Raw genomic sequence first — 22,594 nt, forward strand, 5'->3', positions numbered from 1 at the left:
CTTCCCCCCTCGGCATCCCTATGCAGCGTCGCGCATCAGACGGATCTGTATGCAGCAAGGTTGTGGCGATCGTAGCTCAGTTGGTTAGAGCGCCGGTTTGTGGTACCGGAGGTCGGGGGTTCGAGACCCCTCGATCGCCCCAGTTTTGGAAACAGCATTTTCGAAATATTGTTATAGCTTGCTTCCACCGGAAACTCTTTTGGTGACAAGTGAAGTTTGTAATATTATTATACCACGTTCAAATATTATTGCGTTCTAACCAAAGGTTTTTTGAAATGTCGGTGATGTGGGATTTGCCTGATTTTGATGGACATGAAGCTGTCCACTTTTTTCATGATCACGAAACTGGCCTGAGCGCGATTATTGCGCTGCATTCAACCCATCTTGGGCCGGGTGCAGGGGGAACGCGCTTCTGGCACTATGAAAACCGGGAAACTGCGGTGACCGACGCGCTGCGACTGTCACGCGGAATGAGTTTCAAAAATGCCTTGGCTGGCCTGCCGCTGGGCGGCGGAAAAGCTGTCATTCTGGCTGATCAAAATCGCACGAAAACTCCCGACATGATGGCTGCGTTTGGCCGGATGATTGATTCTCTGGCGGGCCGCTATGTCACCGCGGAGGATGTTGGAATCAGTACCGCAGACATGGTCGAAGTTGCCAAACAAACCGCCTTTGTATCGGGCCTCCCGGTCAGCAACAGCGGTCATGCCGGCGGCGATCCGGGACCATTTACGGCCAAAGGTGTGTATCTGGGCGTAAAAGCCGCTGTGGCCCACAAACTGGGACGCAAAGACATGGACGGCGTTCACGTCGCCATCCAGGGTGTCGGCAGTGTTGGCGGCGGTCTGGCTCGACTGCTCGCGAAAGATGGTGCAAAGCTTAGCATAGCAGATATCAACAAGGATCATGCCCAGACGCTTGCCGATGAAATTGGCGCGGAGGTTGTCGGGCTTGACGATGTCATGCGTCTCGAAGCTGATGTGTTCAGTCCCAATGCACTCGGAGCCATTCTGGACACAGTTTCGATTGCGCATCTGAATGTGCCTATCGTCGCAGGCGGTGCCAATAACCAGCTCGCCACGCCCGAAGATGGCCAGCGACTTTTCGACCGTGAAATTTTGTTTGCGCCGGATTATGTCATCAACTCTGGCGGGATTATCAGTGTCGGACTGGAGTATCTGGGGGACAGCGATGTGACCGAGGTTAACAGCCGGGTCGATCGTATCCCCGATCGATTGACCGAAATCTGGGATCAGAGTGCGAGCTTGAAACTGCCTTCCGCAGTTGTCGCGGACAAAATGGCTCGAAGCCTGATCGGTCGCCCGTAAACCTGTAGAAACTATATAAAAATATGTAGGTCCGACCGTGTTTTGTCACGTGATTGGCCGCGTTCGTTGGTCAAGACCGCCCGCAGAACAATTTTGAACCTGGTTTCATGGTAAACATTATTTTGTCCAATCCGTTATTGGACTCATGTTTGCAATCCTCGAATTCCCATGCGTTACGTGATCGAAACCGATGCGTGAACAAGGAATATTGATCCTGTTGATTCTCGGCTTGACCCTGCCGATATTCTTGCTCGTCTTGAAACGGAAGGATGGGCAATCACAATTGTCACGCAGTCTGTCCACCCAGAGTGCCATGGCTCAATCGTTCAGCCCCGCTGCATTGGAACGGTCGCATCAACCCGGCGGCGAAATCGAAATCACAAATGACACGGGCTTGGTCAAGATGGACAGTGTCTTGCTGGCAGATGGCATCCGCAAGCCGGAAGATGATCAGAAATTTCAAACGCTGGCTGATATGTCTCCGGCCGGAATATTTCTTACCGACAGCAATGGCGACTGCATTTACGTCAATCAGTCTTGGTTGAATTTAAGTGGTCTGCAATGGGAACAGGCAATCGGACCAGGCTGGGCGGATGCCATCCATCCGGATGATCGCGAACAGGTTTGGGCAGAATGGGATTTGGCGGTCACACATGAACGCATGTTCAAAATGGATTTCCGTTTTCAACAGCCCTCGGGAAAAACCATCTGGATTGCAGTGCTTTGCAGCCCGTATCGAGATCAGAATGGCGAAATTGCCGGCTATGTTGGAGTGAATTTTGACATTACCGAACAAAAGGCCCTGCAAATGAAACTGGACATGGCGAACCGCCAGTTTCGTCATGCGGAAAATATTGCTAAAATTGGGTCATGGCGCCTGACTTTGGAAAATTTCAAACTGGAGTGGTCGGAACAGATATTCAAAATGCATCAACTTCCAATCGGCGCTGTTCCGGACTTTGACAGAATATTGAGCTATTATCCCGGCGAGGCCGCGACAGAACTCTACAGCGCGCTTCAACTGGCGATCGGGGAATGCGAGCTATTTGATATTGAAACCGACTTTATAACTGAGAATGGCGTGCGCAAACGTGTCCGAAATATCGGGGAACCGGAATTTAAAAATGGAGAGATTATTGGATTGGTCGGTGTGGTGCAAGACGTGACTGATCAGTCACGGCTGCGCGAGAAGTTGCGAAACGTCGCACGGCTGGATGAACTGACAGAAATCGCAAACAGAAAAGAACATAATGAAACGCTCGAGACTCTTTTGGGTCAGGAATCATGCCCGGTCGACCCTGTCGCCCTGTTTCTGATCGACCTCGATAACTTCAAAACCATAAATGACAATCTCGGTCATCCGGCCGGGGACGAATTGCTGATCCAGGTGGCGCAGAGACTTGCAAATATTCCGGATATCAACCTGGTATCCAGAATCGGTGGTGACGAGTTTGCGATTATCAAACAGCAACGTCTCAACGACCCCGATTTTCAGAAAACGGCACGACAGCTGGAAGGCTGCTTTGACGACGATTTCCTGATCGAAGGTCAAAGGATTGATGCCAGTGCAAGTTTCGGTGCTGCCATATCGTCGGACCAGGCGCCTTGCTCGGAGACGCTGGTAAAAAGTGCGGACATTGCCCTGTACGTGGCAAAGGACAGTGGTTCGAAAGACTGTCGTTTCTATGATCAGAAACTCGGCGAACTTTATCACAGATCGGGAAAATTGCGGCTCGATTTGAAAACGGCGCTGAAGAATGATCAGTTGCGCCTGTGCTATCAGCCAATCGTCAGTCTCGAACGCCAGAAGGTTGTTTCATTTGAAGCTTTGCTCCGCTGGAATCATCCCGAGTTGGGCGAAATTGCGCCGGATGAATTTATCCCGCTCATGGAACAGGCAAATCTGATCGTTTCGATTGGGGACTGGGTGATATTGGAGGCTTGTCGTCAGGCATCCAAATGGCCCGAGGATATCCGGATCGCAGTCAATGTTTCTGCCATTCAACTCAAGGATTCTGCATTCAGCACTAAAATACTCCGCGCCCTGGCTGCCTATCAGCTGAAGCCAAGCCGCCTCGAACTGGAGATCACCGAAACGGTGTTGATCGACAATGTTCAAGAAGCACGTAAAACGCTGACAACACTGCAGAAAATGGGAGTCCGTATCGCACTTGATGACTTTGGTACTGGTTATTCTTCGCTGAGCTATTTGCGGTCTTTCGCATTTAACGATGTCAAAATCGATCAAAGCTTTATTCGGGATGCCGGGAGTTCCGAAGGCACGGGGTCGATTATTTCGGCTGTTATCAATCTTGGGCACGCGTTGAATTTTCAAACCGTTGCCGAAGGTATTGAAAATGTTGATCAGCTTGAATTCCTGAAAGCAGAAGGATGTGATCAGGTGCAGGGGTATTTCCTCAGCAAACCTGTGCCGCCCGAGGAAATATATACCGTCATCGCAGGATTGACGAACGATCTCGCGCGGGTTGAGGCAGCCTAAACATCTATCCGAGTCTGGATCAGCGAGAAAAACACTTGTCGCTTAGCGGGTCTTCTGCCATCGAATTGCTCGATTATGCTTGCCACACAGCAGACAAAGGCAATGACCGGTTTCCAAATGCACGCTTATGCAAATCCTGCCCGTTTCCTGTCGATCGCCAGACCGCTGACGCCATGGCTTTTGGTTGCCGGCGTGATCCTGATCGCGATTGGTTCCGGATATGGCCTGTTCTATGCACCGGCAGATCGCTTGATGGGCGACAGCGTGCGTATTCTGTATATTCATGTTCCTACGGTTTGGCTGGCCATGGGCGGATGGACCGCCATCGCGATTGCCAGCATTGTACAGATTGCCTGGCGACATCCGCTGGCATCGGTCGCAGCCCGGGCTGTTGCAGTTCCCGGCGCGCTGTTTACTGCTCTCGGGCTGATTACCGGTGCGATCTGGGCCAAACCAACCTGGGGGGCATGGTGGGTCTGGGATGGCCGGGTAACATCGGTTCTGGTCCTGTTTTTCCTCTATCTCGCCTATATCGCACTGGCGAGCGCCAGTAGCGAAAAGGGCGGTGTCTCTAAAGTGACTGCCATTTTCGGGATCGTCGGCGCGATCAATATTCCCATTATCAACCGTTCGGTCGTCTGGTGGAATACGCTGCATCAAAAAGCCAGTATCACAACGTCAGGTTCGACAATCGATAGTGCTTTTCTATGGCCGCTGGCTGTAAATGTAATTGGATTCAGCCTCTTATTCGGTGCAATCGTTCTGATGCGCATGCGCGGAATACTGGCGGAAACCAAAGTGGAAGCGCGACTGAAAAGGATGGCTGCAGAATGAATCACTGGCCTTTCGTCATTGCATCTTATGTGATCGTGATATTCGGCACCGCCATTGTGGTTGCGATGAGCTATGCGGCAATGCGCAAGTCGGAACAGCAAGTTCAAGCCATGACGACTGCGGCAAGAGAAAAGAAGACCGGAACATGAAAGCAAAACATCAGCGACTGACACTGGCGGTCATGGCCGTGCTGGCTCTTGTTGGTGCAGGATTGTTGGCGGCCTTTGCACTGCGTGATCAGGCCAGTTATTTCTATACGCCTTCCGATCTTGCTGCGAAGAAGCCAGCGGCCGGCCAAGCCATTCGGCTCGGAGGCATGGTGGAGACCGGATCAATACAACGTGAAACAGATGGTGTGACTGTCAATTTCATCGTTCATGATGGCGATGCCAGGCAAGCGGTCACCTATACCGGGATCACGCCCGACCTGTTCGTCGAAGGATCCGGTGTCGTGGCAGATGGAAAGCTGTTGGCTGACGGGAGTTTTGAAGCGGAAACTCTCCTTGCAAAACATGATGAGAATTACATTCCGCGGGAACTGGATGGCATTGACATGACCGGTACACCCACAGCTACGGGAACATTGGTGGAATGATTGCGGAGGCAGGTCTGATCGCATTGTGGCTGGCGGCGGGTCTCGCACTGTTGCAATTTGCACTGGGTGCGGTCGGCCTGAGGACTGACCGTGCCGATTTCAGCGCTGCCATTCGTCCGGTCGCGGTGGCCCAGGGCGTTCTTGTGGCACTGTCTTTTGTGCTGCTGATATGGCTGTTCCTGAGGTCTGATCTGTCGGTCTCACTGGTTGCCAAAAACAGCGCCTCGGTAAAGCCGTTCCTCTATAAATTCGCCGGAACCTGGGGCAATCATGAAGGCTCGATGCTCCTTTGGGTGACCGTCATGGGGCTGGCCGGCGCGCTTATCGCCCTGTTCGAGCGCAATCTGAAAACAGCCACGCTGATCACCACGCTGGCCGCTCAGGCATTCATTAGCCTGGGTTTCTATGCGTTTTTGCTCGTTTCCTCCAATCCGTTCGAGCGACTGAGTCCGGTGCCGGCTGAAGGGCAGGGGTTGAACCCGCTGCTGCAGGATCCGGGCCTCGCCTTTCACCCTCCCACGCTTTATTTCGGATATGTCGGGCTTTCGGTCGCCTTTTCCTTTGCCGTCGGAGCCATGATAACGCGAGATGTCGGTCCGGCCTTTGCAAAGGCAATGCGTCCCTGGGTTTTGGGCGCCTGGATTTTCCTGACTCTGGGAATAACCGCTGGCAGCTACTGGGCCTATTATGAACTGGGTTGGGGCGGCTGGTGGTTCTGGGATCCGGTTGAAAACGCTTCACTGATGCCCTGGCTCGCTGCGACGGCATTGCTGCATTCCGTGACCGTGCTTGCAACACGTGACGGACTGCGTGCCTGGACAGTCATGCTGGCGGTTGTGGCTTTCTCGATGTCGATGATCGGGACATTTCTGGTACGGTCCGGGATTTTGACCAGCGTCCATGCGTTTGCTGTTGATCCGGAGCGAGGAAGTTTCATTCTGGCCTTGCTGGCAATATATATTGGCGGGGCCATGGCGCTGTTTGCGCTGCGCATCGGAACGGTCAAGGAAGGTTCGAAATTCGAGCTCGTCAGCCGGGAAGGTTCGCTGGTCGCAAACAATCTTTTGCTGTCGGTCATTCTGGCACTGGTGTTTATCGGTACGCTCTATCCGCTGGTTACGGAGGCTTTTGGAACGCAGGTTTCGATTGGACCACCCTATTTCAATCTCGTCACCGGACCCTTCGCGTTGCTGCTTGTGGCGATCATGGCCGCAGGACCATTGATGAAATGGCGTCGGGACAATGCAGCGACTTTGCTTAACCGGGTTGCCGTGCCAATCCTGATTGCTGCTGGCATGCTCTTCATTCTTGTCCTGATGACCACTTCGATGTCGATATTGTCGCTTCTCGGGCTCGCTTTGGCGGCGGGTGTCGGTGTTGCCAGTTTTGCGCCGCTGTGGAAGCGCAATTTGCGCAGGACGCCGCTTCACACATATGGGATGGTTATCGCGCATTTTGGCATTGCCGTCGCGTTGGTCGGCATGGCGTCGGAGAGCAGTTTCACGCAGGAAAAACTGGTTGCGGCGAAACCGGGTGACGAGACCCAGCTCGACAAATGGAAAATGAAGTTTGAAGCGATTGAACCTTTGGCAGGCCCAAACTGGACCGCGCTCGAAGCTCGCATAACTGTACAATATGATGATGGCGAGAAAGTAGAGATCGCACCGCAAAACCGGATGTTTGCTGCAGCACAGACGCAAACCAGCGAAGCTGCTCTGCTGACGCGCTGGAATGGCCAGCTTTATGTCGTGCTAGGTGATGGTGACAGCACCGGGCGCTGGCAGATCAGAACATGGTGGAAGCCGTTTGTGACCCTGATCTGGTTTGGAGGGTTGCTGGTCGCGTTTGGCGGATTGCTGGCAGTAGTCGGCAGGCTGTTGCGCAGCCGCAGGCAGCGTCTTCAGAAAGAACATGCGGAACTGGTGCTATGAAACGTGGACTGCTCTGGCTGCCGCTCGCCCTGTTCGGACTTTTCTTCATCGCCGTCGCAACCGGATTGATGATGCCGAAGGACAATATCATAGAGTCCCGGATGGTGGGCAAAAAGATGCCCGACTTTTCTCTTCCGGCGGCTATCGATCAGCGACCGGCTCTGGCAAGCAAGGATCTCGCAACCGGCAAACCGCAATTGCTGAATATATTCGCGAGCTGGTGTCTGCCCTGCATCGCCGAGGCACCGCAGCTCCTGGAACTGCAAAGCGCTGGCGTCGAGATCAACGCCATTGCCATTCGCGACCGACCCGAAGATATTGCCAATTTTCTGGGCCGCTGGGGCAATCCCTATAACCGCATTGGATCCGACGAAACCAGTTCTGTGCAGCTGGAACTGGGGTCATCCGGTGTCCCGGAGACTTTTGTGATCGATGGAAATGGTGTCATCGTGCATCAGCATATCGGCGACATACGCAAAGAACATGTTGCGGAACTGATCAAAATATTGCGAGATGCGGAATGAGATTTTTGCTCGTCCTCTTGAGCGTCCTGATCACGATGCCCCTGTCTGCCCAGACTGGTCTGCCGCCCGCACCTTATGCAGATCGTCAACTGGAAAATCCCGAACAGGAAGCCAAGGCACGCGACCTGATGGATGAATTGCGCTGCCTGAAATGCCAGAGCCAGTCGATTGCCGACAGTAACGCACCGATGGCCGGAGACATGCGCAGTCAGGTCCGCGAGCGTATTGCGGCTGGCGAAACACCGGATCAGGTGCGCAACTGGCTGGTCGATCGCTATGGTAGCTGGGTGACATATGATCCGCCGGTAACGGCTGTAACCTGGCCGCTGTGGGTCGCACCGATCTTTCTGTTCCTGGCAGCAGTCTGGCTGGCGCGCGGACGATTCCGCAAGACAAAGGACAAGGAATGATGGGGTGGCTGATTCTCCTGGGTTTTTTGGTGTTGTTGTTTGGCAGCCTGTTGGTCATCGGCAAATTGCCAAGGGCAGCTTATGAACTAACAGGTGCCGCGCTGCTGCTCAGCGTCGCCGGATATGCATGGCAGGGACATCCGGGAATGGCGGGCGTTTCGGTTGAGCCCGCAGAAAAACCCAATAGTTTTGATGATTCCAGCATTGATGCCCGCAATGAAATGGGCGAACGTTTTGGAAGCGCCAAGGAATGGCTGGTCTTCTCCGACGCGCTCAATCGCGGGGGCAAACACGGAGCCGCAGCCAATTATCTGCGCAATGGCGTCAAGGAGCATCCGAATGATCCTGACCTCTGGGTCGGGCTGGGCAATGCGCTGGTCGTGCATGCCGATGGCATTATCACACCGGCAGCCCAGTTTGCGTTTCAACGCGCCTCCGAAATCTCTCCGGAGCACCCTGGTCCGCCATTTTTTCTGGGTCTGGCATATGCACAGTCAGGCAATATTGATCAGGCCAAAGCGATATGGACCGAATTGCTGGCGCGCAGTACGGACGATGCCCCCTGGCGAAAGGATCTCGAGTCGCGCCTGGCTGCCATGGAGCGCGCGCAACCATCCTTGCCGGTGGAACCAAAGCCAGCCAACTAAATTCAGAAAAGCCAATCTTTCCAGTATTTTGGTTAACGCATTCAGAGCTTTGTTGCGCGCCTGCATGGCCCATGGTAATCGCGCCCGCTCGCTGAAACCCGCCAGCTATGTTAGCAAACGGGTTTCAAATCACACAGGGGAACACCGCACCGGTCTGTTCAATGTCAGAAACTCCCGCACCATCGGGCCGTAAACCCGGCCGCGGCATTCGACCGCATGGTTCCCGTCAGGAGGGAAGCGCTGTTGCCAAGCTGGCCGCAGGTGCGATCGGCATTGTATTTGGTGATATCGGAACGAGCCCGCTTTACGCGTTTCGCGAAACATTCGTCGGTGCACATCCGCTGGCGCTCGACAAGATCCATGTTTTTGGTGTTGTCAGCCTGATTTTCTGGTCGATGACGCTGGTGGTCGCCATTCAATATGTCACCATATTGATGCGGGCGGACAATAAAGGGCAGGGCGGAAGCCTCGCCGTGGTTGCGCTTTTGTCCGGAGCCTTGCGACGATCGAAATTCGGCTGGGTGGCAATCCTGCTGGGCGTATTTGCGACTTCGCTCTTCTACGGGGACAGCATGATTACCCCGGCAATATCGGTTTTGTCTGCGGTTGAAGGTCTTACGGTTGTAGAGGCCGGACTTCAGCCGGTCGTGATCCCGATCGCGGTTGGTCTGCTGGTATTTCTCTTCATGATCCAATCGCGGGGAACGGCGAAAATCGGCGCTTTGTTTGCGCCGATCATGTTCATTTACTTTACGGTCATAGCCATATTGGGGCTGAGTCAAATCGTCCAGAACCCCGAAATTCTGTTGGCATTAAATCCCTATTACGCACTGCAATTTTTTCTGATTGACGGATTTCAGGCGTTTCTTGCCCTGGGCTCGGTCGTGCTGGCGGTCACTGGTTCTGCGGCTTTGTTTGCCGATATGGGGCATTTCGGGCGCCGTCCGATGCGGATTGCGTGGTTCGGGTTTGTCATGCCCGCCTTGCTTTGCAATTATTTTGGACAGGGCGCGATGATTATCGGGCTGGATCAGGCCGGAGCGCAGGAAGCCATCCAGAATCCCTTCTTCCTGCTCGCACCGGAGATGCTGCGACTGCCCCTGGTGATACTGGCAACCATGGCTACTTTCATTGCCAGTCAGGCCGTGATTTCCGGGGCGTTCTCGGTCACTCATCAGGCGATACAGCTGGGCTTTATTCCGCGATTGACGGTCAAACATACCAGCGCATCGGAAGCCGGGCAGATATATATTCCTGTGATCAACTGGACGATCATGATTGCCGTTTTGATCCTTGTACTGACGTTCCAGAGTTCCAGTGCCCTCGCATCCGCATATGGTATTGCCGTCACCGGCGCGATGCTGATCGATACCTGTCTGCTCGCGGTTCTGGTCTTCACCATGTGGAAATGGAAATGGTGGTATGCCGCGCCGTTGATCATTCTGTTCTTCGTTGTCGACGGGGCTTATTTTGCAGCGAACCTGACCAAGGTTCCGCAAGGTGGCTGGTTCCCGCTGATGGTTGGCGGTTTTGCGTTCATGCTGCTTACGACCTGGGCAAAGGGTCGCAAAATCATGCGCGAGCATATGGCTGAAGCTGCCATGCCGATCGAGATTTTCACCAAGTCCGCCAAAAACAGTGCGACCCGGGTTCCCGGGACGGCGATCTTTATGGCGTCTGCTTCCGTCGGCGTGCCTTCGGCCCTGCTGCACAATATCAAGCATAACAAGGTTGTGCACGAGCGTGTGGTTATCCTGACGGTGAACATCCAGGATGTACCCTATGTTGAGGCGGACAAGCGCGTGAAGGTTAACGATCTTGGCGACGGGTTCTACAGATTGATTTTGAATTACGGCTTCATGCAGGAGACCGACGTTCCGGCTGCTCTGAAAAAGGTCAAGGAATGCGGCATGGAATTCAACATGATGCAGACCAGCTTCTTCCTGTCGCGTCAGACGTTGTTGCCATCTGAAAAGCCGCAAATGATGATCTGGCGAGAGAAGATATTCGCCTGGATGCTCCGTAACGCAGCGACCGCGATGGAGTTTTTCAAGCTTCCCAGCAACCGGGTTGTGGAACTTGGTAGCCAGATGGAAATCTGATTCCGCCGCCCAGACGGACAAAAGTGAATTTCTTGATCAAATCCGCAATATTTTGTGGCCTATCCAATTTCTCTCTACTACATAGCGGGCATTGATTCCCTTGCGCGAGACAAGGTGAACCACCGGGCCGAAACGGGATAAACAGCCTATGCATATCGCCATTGCTTCAGATCACGCCGCACTCGAATTGAAAGCCGCGCTTGTCGCCTGGCTGGAAGAAAACGGACATGATGTAAATGATCTTGGTCCGGCTACTGCAGATAGCGTCGACTATCCGGATTATGGATACAAGCTTGCCGATGCCGTGGCTTCCGGTTCTGCCGAACGCGGGATCGCATTATGTGGTTCCGGAATTGGCATTTCCATAGCGGTCAATCGCAATCCGGCCTGCCGCTGTGCACTTGTGTCTGAAGGTCTTTCGGCCCGACTGTCGCGCGAACATAATGATGCCAATGTCATCGCTATGGGCGCCCGGCTGGTAGGTATCGAGATCGCAAAAGATTGCATCACCCAGTTTCTGAACACCGAATTTGGCGGTGACCGGCATCAACGTCGTGTCGACAAGCTGTCCGCCCCGAACACCGAAGGAGTAGCATGATGAGCAATGTGGCAGATATTCAAGATGTCCGGCCGACCGGTTTTTTCGATTTTTCGGTTGATGAGAGCGATCCTGCGGTTGCCGGGGCGATCAATGCCGAAATGTCTCGCCAGCAGAACCAGATTGAGCTGATTGCATCGGAAAATATTGTGTCCAGAGCGGTCCTGCAGGCACAGGGCTCGGTTTTCACCAACAAATATGCCGAAGGTTATCCCGGTCGCCGCTATTATCAGGGTTGCGCACCATCGGATGATGTCGAAACGCTGGCGATTGACCGCGCCAAACAACTGTTCAATTGCGGTTTTGCAAATGTGCAGCCGCATAGCGGAGCGCAAGCCAATGGCGCAGTGATGCTGGCGCTGACCAAACCCGGCGATACGATTTTGGGAATGTCACTGGATGCAGGTGGTCACCTGACTCATGGTGCCAAACCCGCGCAGTCCGGCAAATGGTTTAACGCGGTACAATATGGCGTCAACGAAGACGATCATCTGATCAATTATGACGAAGTCGAAGCGCTGGCCAAAGAGCATCAACCAAAGCTGATCATCGCCGGTGGTTCCGCTTATCCCCGCCAGATTGATTTTGCGAAATTCCGGGCGATCGCTGATGAAGTCGGAGCGATCTTCATGGTCGACATGGCGCATTTCGCCGGCCTGGTAGCGGCCGGCTACCATCCCAGCCCGCTGGAATTTGCCGATGTTGTAACGACCACGACCCATAAAACGTTACGCGGTCCGCGAGGCGGCATGGTGCTGACCAATGATGAAGCGATTGCCAAGAAGATCAATTCTGCGGTGTTCCCCGGATTGCAAGGTGGCCCGTTGATGCACGTCATTGCTGCCAAGGCTGTTGCTTTTGGCGAGGCGCTGCGCCCCGAGTTCGCGAGCTATAGCGCAGCAGTCATCGAAAATGCCAAGATACTGGCCGCGCGATTGAAGGAACGCGGCGCTGATCTTGTCGCGGGCGGGACTGATACGCATCTTGCACTGGTCGATCTGTCTCCGCTCGGGATTACCGGACGCGATGCAGATGAAGCTCTCGAGCGGGCAGGCATTACATGCAACAAAAACAGTGTGCCCAACGATCCGCAACCGCCGATGAAAACCAGCGGGATACGAGTGGGATCACCCGCTGGTACGACCCGCGGATTTGGGCCAGCCGAATTTCAGATGATTGGCGACATGGTTGCTGATGTTCTTGACGGTTTGCGAGACAAAGGAGAAGCCGGTGATCCGGCTGTAGAAGCCGATGTGAAGGCACGCGTCGAAGAATTATGTGCCCGTTTTCCGATCTATCCCGAGTAAGCGAGTAGATATCCGATGCGTTGCCCGTTTTGTGCATATGATGACAGTCAGGTGAAGGACAGCCGTCCGACCGAGGATGGGACAACCATTCGGCGGAGACGGCAATGTGAGGGATGCGGCGCACGTTTTACGACGTTCGAGCGGATTCAGCTGCGCGAGATTACGGTCGTCAAAAGCGAAGACCGCAAGGAACCGTTTGACCGATCCAAGATTGATCTGTCCGTTTCTCTGGCCTGCCGCAAGCGCGGGATTGCACAGGAACAGATGGATCAGTTGGTTTCGGGAATTCAACGGCAACTGGAAACCAGCGGCGAGAATGAGATTCCTTCGAAGCGCATTGGTGAAATGGTTATGGATGGCCTCAAAGGGCTGGACAGCGTGGCCTATATCCGGTTTGCATCGGTCTACAAGGATTTCACGGAAGCCCGGGATTTTGAAGAATTTGCGGGTAGTGTGAAAGATATTGGCGCAACCGATTTGAACGATAAGTGAGTAATCGCGCGCCGGTTTTCGTGCTGGTCAAGCCGCAGCTTGGAGAAAATATCGGCAAGGCCGCGCGGGCCATGCTCAATTTCGGATTTAGCGAGATGCGGATTGTTGATCCGCGCGATGGTTGGCCCAATCCTTCCGCTGGACCAACTGCAGCCGGGGCAGATATCGTGCTCGAAAAGGCAGAGGTTTTCGCAACGACCGCCGAAGCCGTAGCCGATTGTTCGCATATTTATGCGACGACGGTGCGCAAACGCGGGATGACAAAGGAAGTGCTAGCACCCGCTGCTGCGGCGCAAGATATGCAGGCATCCAACGGAAAATGCGCCATTCTTTTTGGCCCGGAACGTTCGGGACTTGAGGTCATGGATGTCGAACTGGCACGCAAAATCATCACGGTTCCGATCAATCAGGAATTCGGCTCGCTGAATTTGGCGCAGGCGGTGATTCTTGTGGCTTATGAATTGTCCAAAATGGACGAACGGAACGTTCAGCCGACGCTGGAAAAACAACCTTCACAGCCGGCGCCCCAGATCGAGCTGGACCGGCTCTACGCGCATATGGAAGCTGCTCTGGAGAAAACCGGGTATTTCTATCCGCCGGATCGCGCCGCGGCGACGAAAATCACGTTGCGCAACATGCTGACCAAACCTGGCTGGACCGAAGAGGAAGTGAAGACCTGGCGCGGGGTACTCAGTTCGTTTGAAAATCCGCACCCCAAATAAAACGGCGTCAGACGTCTCTGATCTGGTCCCATTTTTCAAATTCATAACCGATCGAGGTTTCAACCAGCATTTCCCAGATCGCTGCCATGGTGGGAACCGGAATAGCTGCTTCGGCCGCGAGCTGCTTCACATGCTCCAGAACCTGGGCTTTGCGAACTTCGTCACGCACGGCGGCGCGATCCTGTTTGATCCTTGCAGCCGCGTCCATGCACGCGAAGCGCTGGGCGAATAATGCAATTAATTCGGCATCGATCCGGTCCACTTGCTGGCGGACATCGGTCATAGTTTCCATGGGGGGGAGCGAAGTGCTGTTTGTCATGCGAGCGCGTTTAGTCACTGGCGATCGTGAAGTCGAGCATTCATGGCGATTTCCATGCGTTTTCTGAGAGCAAATGCTGTTGACAATATTCGGATTGATCGTCATAGGCCGCGTCTTGCAATTGGCTCCGCACCCCGGTGAAGCGGTAGCCGCGGTTTTCCTGTTGGAATTCCGGTGCATTCCGGGACGAATTGAAACAGCAAATTAGGAGTCATCTGATGACCAAACGTACCAGCTCGAAATATAAACTTGATCGCCGCATGGGCGAAAATATCTGGGGTCGTCCCAAATCACCCGTCAACCGGCGTGATTACGGACCTGGCCAGCACGGACAACGTCGCAAAGGCAAATTGTCCGACTATGGTCTGCAGCTACGCGCCAAGCAAAAGCTGAAAGGCTATTATGGCGACGTGACCGAAAAACAGTTCAAGCGTGCGTATAGCGAAGCTGCTGCGATGAAAGGCGATACCAGCCAGAATCTGATCGGCCTGCTTGAGCAACGCCTCGATATGGTTGTGTATCGCGCAAAATTCACACCCACGATTTTTGCTGCCCGTCAGCTGGTCAGCCACGGACATATTCGTGTGAATGGTGTGAAATGTAACGTTGCTTCGCGCAAAGTGCAGCCAGGTGACGAAGTGTCCCTGAGCGACAAGGCAAAAGAAATGCTGCTGGTGATCGAAGCGCAGAGCCTTCCAGAGCGTGAAATTCCGGAATATGTCACACCGGACGGAACCGACAAGGTCACCTATGTTCGCGTACCTACGCTGGACGAAGTACCTTATCCCGTGACCATGGAACCCAATCTGGTCGTCGAATTTTATTCACGCTGATTGTTTCCAGACCTGACAAAAAAAGGGCGGCCCTTTGGAGCCGCCCTTTTTTTTGTCCGGAATCCCCTCTTACTTTGGCAGGAATTCAATCGATTTTTGAAGCATGTCTGCTCGAATAGAAGAATTCCGGAGGCTATGTTCCCACTTGTCGTAGCGAACAAAGGTCACCGGTTTCCCCGCTGCTTTGAGTTTGTTTTCCATTAATTTGGAATGTTGAATTCTCACATTCTGGTCATAGTCACCATGAAACAGCAGCACAGGTGCTTTGATTGCATCCACATTCTGTGCTGGAGAGCCTTGTTTGACGTGCGGACCGCTGCCTACATATTCGCGCGTCACCGCGCCGCTGTAATAGCGCCTGGAATTCTGTTTCAGTGTCTGCAGATCCGTCACTGGTGCTATAGCCACAACGGATTTGAAGAGATCAGGTGCAATCACAGCCGACTGCAGGGCAGCATAACCGCCATAAGACCAGCCAACGATCGAAAGGGCTGATGGTTTGGCTATGCCTTCCGAAATCAACCACTTTCCGCCATCGCTTACGTCCCCGACAGATGTACGCCACGATTGAAACCCGTTTTTCTTGTACCACTCGTCGCCATAGCCGGACGAGCCTCTGAAATTGGGTTGTAGTACCGCAAACCCCTGACTCACAAAGAACTGGGAAAGCCAGTCGAAACCCCATTCGTCGCGGCTTTCCGGGCCTCCATGAGGCATGACAATTGCGGGCAGGTTTTTACCTGATGACCCTACCGGAAGTGTAAGATATGCAGGTATCATCGTGCCGTCGGCAGCAGGATAGGATACCGGTTTCACAGTCGCCAATGTGTTGTTTTCAACATTTGGACGGACACCCAAAAGTGGGCGCAACTGCTTGCTGGTTTTATCAAACAGAAAATATTGCCCCGGATCAACATCTGATCCAGCCCAGATCAGCAGTTTTGTTTCGTCCAGACTGGCATCGGCAAAATGGATGGAATAACCTGCTCCCAGGGCTTTCCCCAACGCGGACGCCAATTTTGACAGTTCGGGGTCGAAATAGACCGCCCGGCGTTTCTCTGTGGCATAGCTGGCGCCCACGATCCGCTGGTTTTTGCCGATCCTAATAAGACCATCAACGTCCACTTCATCATGTGAATAAATAACGTCCTGATCCATGGTTCCATCCAGAGCTATCGAAACCAGTGCTTTCCTTCCTTGATAAGGAGCAAATCCGAAGGCCCGATTGGATTTGGAATCCACCGCGTAGGGATTGAAACCGGTACGGTTTGCGTAATCCAGTTCACCCAGGGGCAGCCAGTCTTTGCCAGACGAATAATAGTATTTTATTTGTCCGCTATCGAGTTCGGTACTTCCTCTTTCGACCCGCATTCCCTTGATTCGGACATTGCCCTGACCATCAGTGATATATTCGACCGCTTCATCTTCGGGTCTTTCGACCATTTTGGATCTGCCGGTCAATGTATCGATTCGTTCAACCGCCAGCCCTTTTTTCGTCTTGCGTATACGGGTTCTGGCGGCCCCTTCTTTCACATGATACCGCGTCATGAGTACCGCGCTTTCTTCGCTGGGCAACCAATCGATGATTGAACCCCCACCCAGACTGACACCGATTGCATTGGGTGGTTGCCGCTTGCTCAGTAACTTGGGATTACTGCCGTCTGAATTTATCGCAAACACGCTGGTTGAGGTGTAAATATCACCAGCATAGTCTTCCATGGCTCCGATTTTGCAAGCCAATCGCTCATTCGATACCCAGCGGCACCACCAGAAATCCTCGGGGTCGCCCGAGGAGCTTGTAAGGCGTTGGGGTGTATTCCCTTTCGTCAGATCGATTGAATATAGATCGGTTTGATTGCCCGGTCCGGGAGACAGGAACGCGATCTTCGTACCATCTGGAGAAAGGCTGATATCCTCTATTGACGGCATTGCTCCAAAAATCTTTGCCTGGTCATTTGCCAGCGCAGGTTGACTGGCTACCATCGATGCCAGCAAAGTAATCAACACAGTTGATCCAGCTAAATTTTGCACTTTTACGCCCCCTATTCAATCAGAATACTTTTCAAGCTAACTCGGGGAAGGCTATGGTATTTGTGCGTTGATAACAAGAGCGCTGTCGCAGGTTTCTGCACGGCCCCTTGTCATCGAGCAAAACCTTGCAACGCCCCTGCTGCTCTGCCAAATGGGAACGATTGAAACCGGATTGGTAGAGGATCTCCGAATGAACATGAAAATGGTGGCAGCTTTAACGCTGCCTGTGCTGCTTGTTTCTGCTTGCAAGGACATGAGTGAGGGCGAGAGCTCCATTCCTCTTCCGGAAGTTTCCGCACCGGAACTGTCTGTTGATACGATGACCTCGATCACCGAAGAACTGTCTTCGGACGCTTATGAAGGGCGCGCGCCCGGAACGGCTGGCGAAGAAAAAACAATCAAGCTGATTTCGGAACGATTTGCCGCGGCCGGTCTCGAGCCGGGCAATGGTGACAGCTGGTATCAGGACGTCCCGCTCGTTTCTATCGAAGCGGAAAAAGTGACGCCTCTGGCCATTACAGGCGGCTCAGAAGACATGAGCTTCGCCTATGGTCCGGAAATGGTTGTCACTTCCTATCAGGAGCAGGACAGCATCGAGATTGCTGACAGCGAAATGGTCTTTGTCGGTTATGGCATCAACGCGCCAGAGCGCGGCTGGAATGATTATGACGGTGTTGACGTAAAAGGCAAAACCGTCGTCATACTGGTCAATGATCCGGATTTCGGCACCGAAAGCCTCGAAGGCGAATTTGGTGGTCGCGCCATGACTTATTATGGACGCTGGACATATAAGTATGAGGAAGCGGCTCGTCAGGGAGCCGCAGCCGCATTGATCATTCACGACACCGCACCAGCAGCTTATGGCTGGAACGTGGTCGAATCGAGCTGGAGCGGGCCTCAATTCTATGCGCAAACAGCCAATGGCGGTTCTGACCAGACGAAAGCAAATGGCTGGATCCAGAAATCGGTAGCTGAGAAAATATTTGCCAGCGCCGGTCAGGATCTGGCGGAGCAGATGGCAGCGGCCCGGGAGAAAGGGTTCAAAGCCGTTCCGCTGAACACAAAGGCATCGGTTTCTTTCGACAATGCGATCGGAAAGATGGACAGCAAGAATGTTATCGGTCTGCTGAAAGGCAAGACACGCCCGGATGAATATGTTGTCTATACCGCACACTGGGATCACCTCGGACGCTGCAAGCCGGCCCCCGATGGAGATGATATCTGCAATGGCGCAGTTGATAATGCGACGGGCACTGCGGCGCTGGTTGCTCTTGCCGAAGCCCATGCCAAAGCGGGTGCCGCGGATCGCAGCATCATATTCCTGGCGGTGACCGCCGAGGAATCTGGCCTGCTCGGATCCGAATATTATGCCGCCAATCCAATCTATCCGCTCAGCCAGACCGTTGGCGGGGTGAACATGGATGCGTTCGGTATGGCGGGGCCTGCGAAGAACGTGGTTGTTGTTGGTAAAGGCAAGTCGCAGCTGGATCGTTATCTTGAAGGTGCTCTCACGGTAGATGGCCGTGTTGCCGAAGCGGAACCCACACCGGAAAAGGGGTTCTATTATCGGTCTGACCATTTCAGCTTTGCGAAGCTGGGTGTGCCCATGATTTATTTCGAAGGCGGTGAAGATTTGATCGAAGGCGGCCGCGAAGCTGGCGAGGCGCTGAGCAAGGATTATACCGAGAATCGCTATCATGGTCCCAAGGATGAATATGATCCGAACTGGAACTGGGACGGTGTAATGGGGGACCTGAAAGTCTATTATACGGTTGCCCGGATGCTGGCGATGACGGAAGACTGGCCCAACTGGAATGAAGGTGATGAATTCCGGGAAGCCCGCGACAAAAGCCGCGCCGGAAACTAGCTCGGCACTATCCTGTGCGCTGGCCCGCTGAATGGGAGCCGCATCAAGCGGTCTGGATCGGCTTCCCCGGTGACGTTACCGAATGGCCCGATCGCCTGCTCGATGCCCAGCGCGAAGTAGCTGCATTTGCCAATGCCGTTTTTGACCAGGGCAGGGGCGAGCATGTCATTCTCACATGCCGAACCGCTGCCGACGGGGGCATTGCCAAAACGCTCGTCGATGAACGGATCTCGATCATTGTCGAACCATTTGGTGATATCTGGTTGCGGGATACCGGACCGATTATCACATGCGAGAACGGGACTGTTTTCGGCAATGATTTTGGTTTTAATGGCTGGGGCGGAAAGTTTGATATGCCCGGGGATCAGGATATTGGCCGCCGTCTCGCGGAAAGCCGCAATATTGAAACCAGGCAATGGGATATTGTTCTGGAAGGGGGAGCGATCGACGGTGACGGCACCGGCAGGTTGATCACAACCCGGCAATGTCTGCTGAACTGCAACAGGAACAATGACTTCACCGTGGGTGCGGCGGAAGCATTGCTGCAATCCGCATTGGGAGCCGAAACGCTCTGCTGGCTGGAGGATGGCTTGGCGGCGGATCATACCGATGGTCATGTCGATAATCTGGCGCGTTTCGTGGGGAACGCAAAGGTCGCAATACCGCAAGCTTCGGAAGCCGACGATCCCAATGCCGCGGTGTTTGAGGATGCCGCCGGGCGAGCCGCAGGATCGGGGCTGACTGTTGTCCGGCTTCCATCGGTTGGCCGATACCTGATTGATCAAGAAATTGCCCCGGCGAGCTATATGAATTTTTATGTCGGCAACAGTGTTGTTGCCGTCCCTCAATATGGGATGAAAAATGATCAGCGGGCGGTGGAGCAAATCGGAGCACTGTTTCCGGATCGCCGGGCAGTTGGTGTGTCGAGCGAGGCGTTACTGCGCGGCGGTGGAAGCTTTCACTGTATTTCCCAGCAGATACCCGCATAGCCTGCCAGGACGAAACAGTGCCGGAGTAACTTATGCAAAAGCTGCGACGAACCTTTGTGAGAGGCATTGCATGATGCTAGTCTCACTTTGCCTGGACAGGGGATCATGATGGCCGACGGAATTCTCAATATACTCAGCACACTGACCTATATCTTCATTTTTACACTCGGGCTCGGACTGGCCGGGGTGATCATCTTGTTTTTCGTGGACATCACGCAAAAGCAGGATGCCGTCCGGCGCAACTATCCGGTGATCGGACGTTTCCGGCATCTGTTCAGCTCGTTGGGTGAATTTTTCCGGCAATATTTCTTTGCGATGGATCGCGAAGAAATGCCTTTCAATCGGGCGGAAAGAGAATGGGTTCTCCGCGCCGCAAAGGGCAAGGGCAACACCATTGCTTTTGGCTCGACCAAGAATCTCGATCCTGCGGGCACCCCGATCTTTGTTAATTGTCCGTTCCCGACGCTGGAGAGGGATGCCGCTGAGACTGCAACTTGCGTGATAGGCCCGAATTGTGAAAAGCCCTATGAAGCCCATTCGCTGTTCAATGTTTCGGCTATGAGTTTTGGTGCATTGTCTGTCCCGGCAGTTCGCGCCTTGTCGCACGGGGCGAAGACTGCCGGCTGCTGGATGAATACCGGGGAAGGGGGATTGTCACCCTATCATCTCGAAGGCGGCTGTGACATTGTGTTCCAGATCGGCACCGCCAAATATGGCGTGCGGAATGAAGATGGCAGCCTGAACGATGACAAGCTGAAGGAGATTGCGGACCATGAGCAGGTCCGTATGTTCGAAATCAAGTTATCGCAGGGCGCCAAGCCTGGAAAAGGCGGAATCCTGCCGGGTGAGAAAGTCACAGATACCATATCGAAAGTGCGCGGGATTCCCGCGGGTCAGGCATCAATCTCCCCCAATCGTCATCCCGAGATCAATAGTGTCGAGGACATGCTAGATTTCATCAACCACGTCCGAAATGTCACCGGCAAGCCGACCGGGATCAAGGCCGTGGTCGGCGCCTATGGCTGGCTGGAACAACTATGTCAGGAAATTCACCGGCGCGGGATCGAGAGCGCCCCTGATTTCTTTACGCTCGACGGTGGTGATGGCGGAACGGGCGCGGCACCGATGCCATTGATGGACAATGTTGGTCTGCAACTGGACGAAAGCCTGCCGATGCTTTCCGACATATTCCACAAATACGGATTGCGCCAACGCATCCGGATCATTGCTGCGGGGAAACGGGTCACCCCGATTGATGTGGCCTGGGCGCTTTGTGCGGGCGCAGATTTCGTCAACAGTGCGCGCGGGTTCATGTTCTCGCTCGGCTGCATTCAGGCGATGAAGTGCAACAAGAACACCTGCCCGACCGGAATAACCACGCACGATCCGCGCCTGCAACGCGGGCTCGATCCTTCCGACAAAAAGGTGAAGGTGGCGAATTACTGCAAGAACCTCGTGCATGAAGTGGAAGTAATCGCGCATAGTTGCGGCGTCGATGAACCAAGGCAGCTCGGCCGCAAGCATGTCAGGATCGTACAGGCCGATGGAAAGTCTGTGCCACTGGATGAACTTTATCCGCGACCGGAAGCGATCGATCCGGTTTCGTCATCGACATGATCAATCGGGAAAGCGCTTTAATTGTGCAGGTCGCTGAATTATAGAGAATAACAGAGAGGTAGTCCCTCGAAACGAAAGGCAAGAATGTGAAAAACAAATTGTTTCTGATCGGTATGGCCGGCGCAATACTGACAACTCCAACAATGTCCGCGATGGCCAAACATCACGAAGATGGTGGCGCAGAAAGTCATCAACGTGATCTGAAGTCGGTATTGGCGGATGATCGGCGCGCGGGCGACAATGCACGGGACAAATACAGAAAGCCGATTGAAACGCTGAAGTTTTTCCAGATTAAGCCGTCACAGACTGTTGCAGAATATGGTCCCGGCGGAGGTTGGTATACCCGGATTTTGCTGCCCTATGTCAGCGGATCGGGAAAATATGTCGCGATTAATGGCGATAGCAGCATTATCAAATTCAGCACGCGTGCGCGGGAAGCCCGCTTCAAAAGCTGGCCCGAGCGTTTCCCTGAGACTGCTTCGGGATGGACCGGTGTTGACGCGGATAAAATTTCGGCATTTGAATCCGACGAGTTGCCTGATGAAATGAAGGGCAAGATTGATCGGATCGTGATTTTCCGTTCGCTGCACGGACTGCTGAATGGCAACCGTGCGGATGCGGAATTGCGTTCGATGCGTGAAATGCTTGCCGACGATGGCATGATAGGCGTTGTACAGCATCGTGCCAAAGCCGATGCCTCTTATGCCATGTCGAACGGCACCAAAGGTTATTTGAAACAGTCTTCTGTCGTCGCATTGTTTGAATTGAACGGATTTGAGCTGGTCGGGTCATCCGAGATCAATGCCAATCCCAAAGACACTGCCAACTATGAAGGTGGCGTGTGGACTTTGCCTCCGATTTTGCGCAAGGGCGACGAAGACAAGGCAAAATATCAGGCTATCGGGGAATCCGACCGCATGACATTGTTGTTCAGGAAGCGCGCCTAAA

Annotated in this window: 21 protein-coding genes and 1 tRNA gene; 20 read left to right on the plus strand and 2 right to left on the minus strand. The window is 53.7% G+C overall.

The window, feature by feature from the left end:
* The first annotated feature begins 65 nt into the window (after nt 1–65).
* From ABJI30_RS11395 to ABJI30_RS11465, 15 genes are all read left to right on the plus strand, one after another.
* Nucleotides 66–142, plus strand: a tRNA-His gene (locus ABJI30_RS11395).
* Between the two features lie 133 nt (nt 143–275).
* A complete protein-coding gene (locus ABJI30_RS11400) occupies nt 276–1,328 on the plus strand; it encodes a Glu/Leu/Phe/Val dehydrogenase dimerization domain-containing protein (RefSeq protein ID WP_348016814.1) in 1,053 nt (350 codons plus the stop codon).
* Nucleotides 1,329–1,518: 190 nt separating this feature from the next.
* Nucleotides 1,519–3,828: an EAL domain-containing protein gene (locus ABJI30_RS11405; RefSeq protein ID WP_348016815.1), complete on the plus strand. Its 2,310-nt coding sequence runs from the start codon at nt 1,519–1,521 to the stop codon at nt 3,826–3,828.
* A gap of 117 nt (nt 3,829–3,945) precedes the next feature.
* Entirely contained in the window at nt 3,946–4,662 is a 717-nt protein-coding gene (ccmC, locus tag ABJI30_RS11410) for a heme ABC transporter permease CcmC (protein ID WP_348017812.1), read from the plus strand.
* On the plus strand, nt 4,659–4,811 hold the full coding sequence (locus tag ABJI30_RS11415; protein ID WP_348016816.1) for a hypothetical protein: 153 nt from the start codon (nt 4,659–4,661) through the stop codon (nt 4,809–4,811). Before ccmC ends, ABJI30_RS11415 begins: the two co-directional genes overlap by 4 nt.
* Nucleotides 4,808–5,257 (plus strand): cytochrome c maturation protein CcmE, encoded by a 450-nt coding sequence (gene ccmE, locus ABJI30_RS11420; protein WP_348016817.1) that lies wholly within the window; start codon nt 4,808–4,810, stop codon nt 5,255–5,257. The genes ABJI30_RS11415 and ccmE overlap by 4 nt, the downstream gene beginning before the upstream one ends.
* Complete coding sequence (locus tag ABJI30_RS11425) at nt 5,254–7,188, plus strand: heme lyase CcmF/NrfE family subunit (protein WP_348016818.1); 1,935 nt, start codon at nt 5,254–5,256, stop codon at nt 7,186–7,188. Before ccmE ends, ABJI30_RS11425 begins: the two co-directional genes overlap by 4 nt.
* A complete protein-coding gene (locus tag ABJI30_RS11430) occupies nt 7,185–7,712 on the plus strand; it encodes a DsbE family thiol:disulfide interchange protein (protein WP_348016819.1) in 528 nt (175 codons plus the stop codon). The genes ABJI30_RS11425 and ABJI30_RS11430 overlap by 4 nt, the downstream gene beginning before the upstream one ends.
* Complete coding sequence (locus ABJI30_RS11435; protein ID WP_348016820.1) at nt 7,709–8,122, plus strand: cytochrome c-type biogenesis protein; 414 nt, start codon at nt 7,709–7,711, stop codon at nt 8,120–8,122. The genes ABJI30_RS11430 and ABJI30_RS11435 overlap by 4 nt, the downstream gene beginning before the upstream one ends.
* Nucleotides 8,119–8,769 carry a tetratricopeptide repeat protein gene (locus ABJI30_RS11440; RefSeq protein ID WP_348016821.1) on the plus strand — a complete coding sequence of 217 codons (651 nt, stop codon included), beginning with the start codon at nt 8,119–8,121 and terminating at the stop codon, nt 8,767–8,769. Before ABJI30_RS11435 ends, ABJI30_RS11440 begins: the two co-directional genes overlap by 4 nt.
* 161 nt (nt 8,770–8,930) lie before the next feature.
* Nucleotides 8,931–10,871, plus strand: coding sequence for a potassium transporter Kup (locus tag ABJI30_RS11445; RefSeq protein WP_348016822.1), 1,941 nt, complete (start codon nt 8,931–8,933; stop codon nt 10,869–10,871).
* Nucleotides 10,872–11,019: 148 nt separating this feature from the next.
* A complete protein-coding gene (gene rpiB, locus ABJI30_RS11450; protein ID WP_348016823.1) occupies nt 11,020–11,469 on the plus strand; it encodes a ribose 5-phosphate isomerase B in 450 nt (149 codons plus the stop codon).
* On the plus strand, nt 11,466–12,776 hold the full coding sequence (gene glyA / locus ABJI30_RS11455) for a serine hydroxymethyltransferase (RefSeq protein ID WP_348016824.1): 1,311 nt from the start codon (nt 11,466–11,468) through the stop codon (nt 12,774–12,776). The genes rpiB and glyA overlap by 4 nt, the downstream gene beginning before the upstream one ends.
* Before the next feature lie 15 nt (nt 12,777–12,791).
* Nucleotides 12,792–13,268, plus strand: a complete 477-nt coding sequence (gene nrdR / locus ABJI30_RS11460; RefSeq protein ID WP_348016825.1) for a transcriptional regulator NrdR — start codon at nt 12,792–12,794, stop codon at nt 13,266–13,268.
* Nucleotides 13,265–13,990, plus strand: a complete 726-nt coding sequence (locus ABJI30_RS11465; RefSeq protein WP_348016826.1) for an RNA methyltransferase — start codon at nt 13,265–13,267, stop codon at nt 13,988–13,990. The genes nrdR and ABJI30_RS11465 overlap by 4 nt, the downstream gene beginning before the upstream one ends.
* 7 nt (nt 13,991–13,997) lie before the next feature.
* Here ABJI30_RS11465 and ABJI30_RS11470 read toward each other — a convergent pair whose 3' ends face one another.
* Nucleotides 13,998–14,282: a chorismate mutase gene (locus ABJI30_RS11470; RefSeq protein ID WP_348016827.1), complete on the minus strand. Its 285-nt coding sequence runs from the start codon at nt 14,280–14,282 to the stop codon at nt 13,998–14,000.
* A gap of 245 nt (nt 14,283–14,527) precedes the next feature.
* Here ABJI30_RS11470 and rpsD point away from each other — a divergent pair, with 245 nt between their 5' ends.
* A complete protein-coding gene (rpsD, locus tag ABJI30_RS11475; protein WP_348016828.1) occupies nt 14,528–15,142 on the plus strand; it encodes a 30S ribosomal protein S4 in 615 nt (204 codons plus the stop codon).
* 69 nt (nt 15,143–15,211) lie between these two features.
* Here the strand turns inward: rpsD and ABJI30_RS11480 are convergent, their stop codons facing one another.
* Nucleotides 15,212–17,173 carry a S9 family peptidase gene (locus tag ABJI30_RS11480; protein ID WP_348016829.1) on the minus strand — a complete coding sequence of 654 codons (1,962 nt, stop codon included), beginning with the start codon at nt 17,171–17,173 and terminating at the stop codon, nt 15,212–15,214.
* 253 nt (nt 17,174–17,426) lie between these two features.
* On the opposite strand from ABJI30_RS11480, the gene ABJI30_RS11485 reads away from it, so the two are divergent.
* The 4 genes from ABJI30_RS11485 to ABJI30_RS11500 all read left to right on the plus strand — a co-directional run bounded on the left by ABJI30_RS11485 (nt 17,427) and on the right by ABJI30_RS11500 (nt 22,593).
* On the plus strand, nt 17,427–19,040 hold the full coding sequence (locus ABJI30_RS11485; protein WP_348017813.1) for a M28 family metallopeptidase: 1,614 nt from the start codon (nt 17,427–17,429) through the stop codon (nt 19,038–19,040).
* 14 nt (nt 19,041–19,054) lie between these two features.
* Nucleotides 19,055–20,029: an agmatine deiminase family protein gene (locus ABJI30_RS11490; RefSeq protein ID WP_348016830.1), complete on the plus strand. Its 975-nt coding sequence runs from the start codon at nt 19,055–19,057 to the stop codon at nt 20,027–20,029.
* Between the two features lie 108 nt (nt 20,030–20,137).
* Nucleotides 20,138–21,646, plus strand: coding sequence for an FMN-binding glutamate synthase family protein (locus ABJI30_RS11495; RefSeq protein ID WP_348016831.1), 1,509 nt, complete (start codon nt 20,138–20,140; stop codon nt 21,644–21,646).
* An 86-nt stretch (nt 21,647–21,732) separates the two neighbouring features.
* Complete coding sequence (locus tag ABJI30_RS11500) at nt 21,733–22,593, plus strand: hypothetical protein (RefSeq protein WP_348016832.1); 861 nt, start codon at nt 21,733–21,735, stop codon at nt 22,591–22,593.
* Nucleotide 22,594 lies beyond the last annotated feature (1 nt).

The sequence above is a fragment of the Parasphingorhabdus sp. genome, from assembly GCF_039968395.1.
Lineage (GTDB): Bacteria > Pseudomonadota > Alphaproteobacteria > Sphingomonadales > Sphingomonadaceae > Parasphingorhabdus.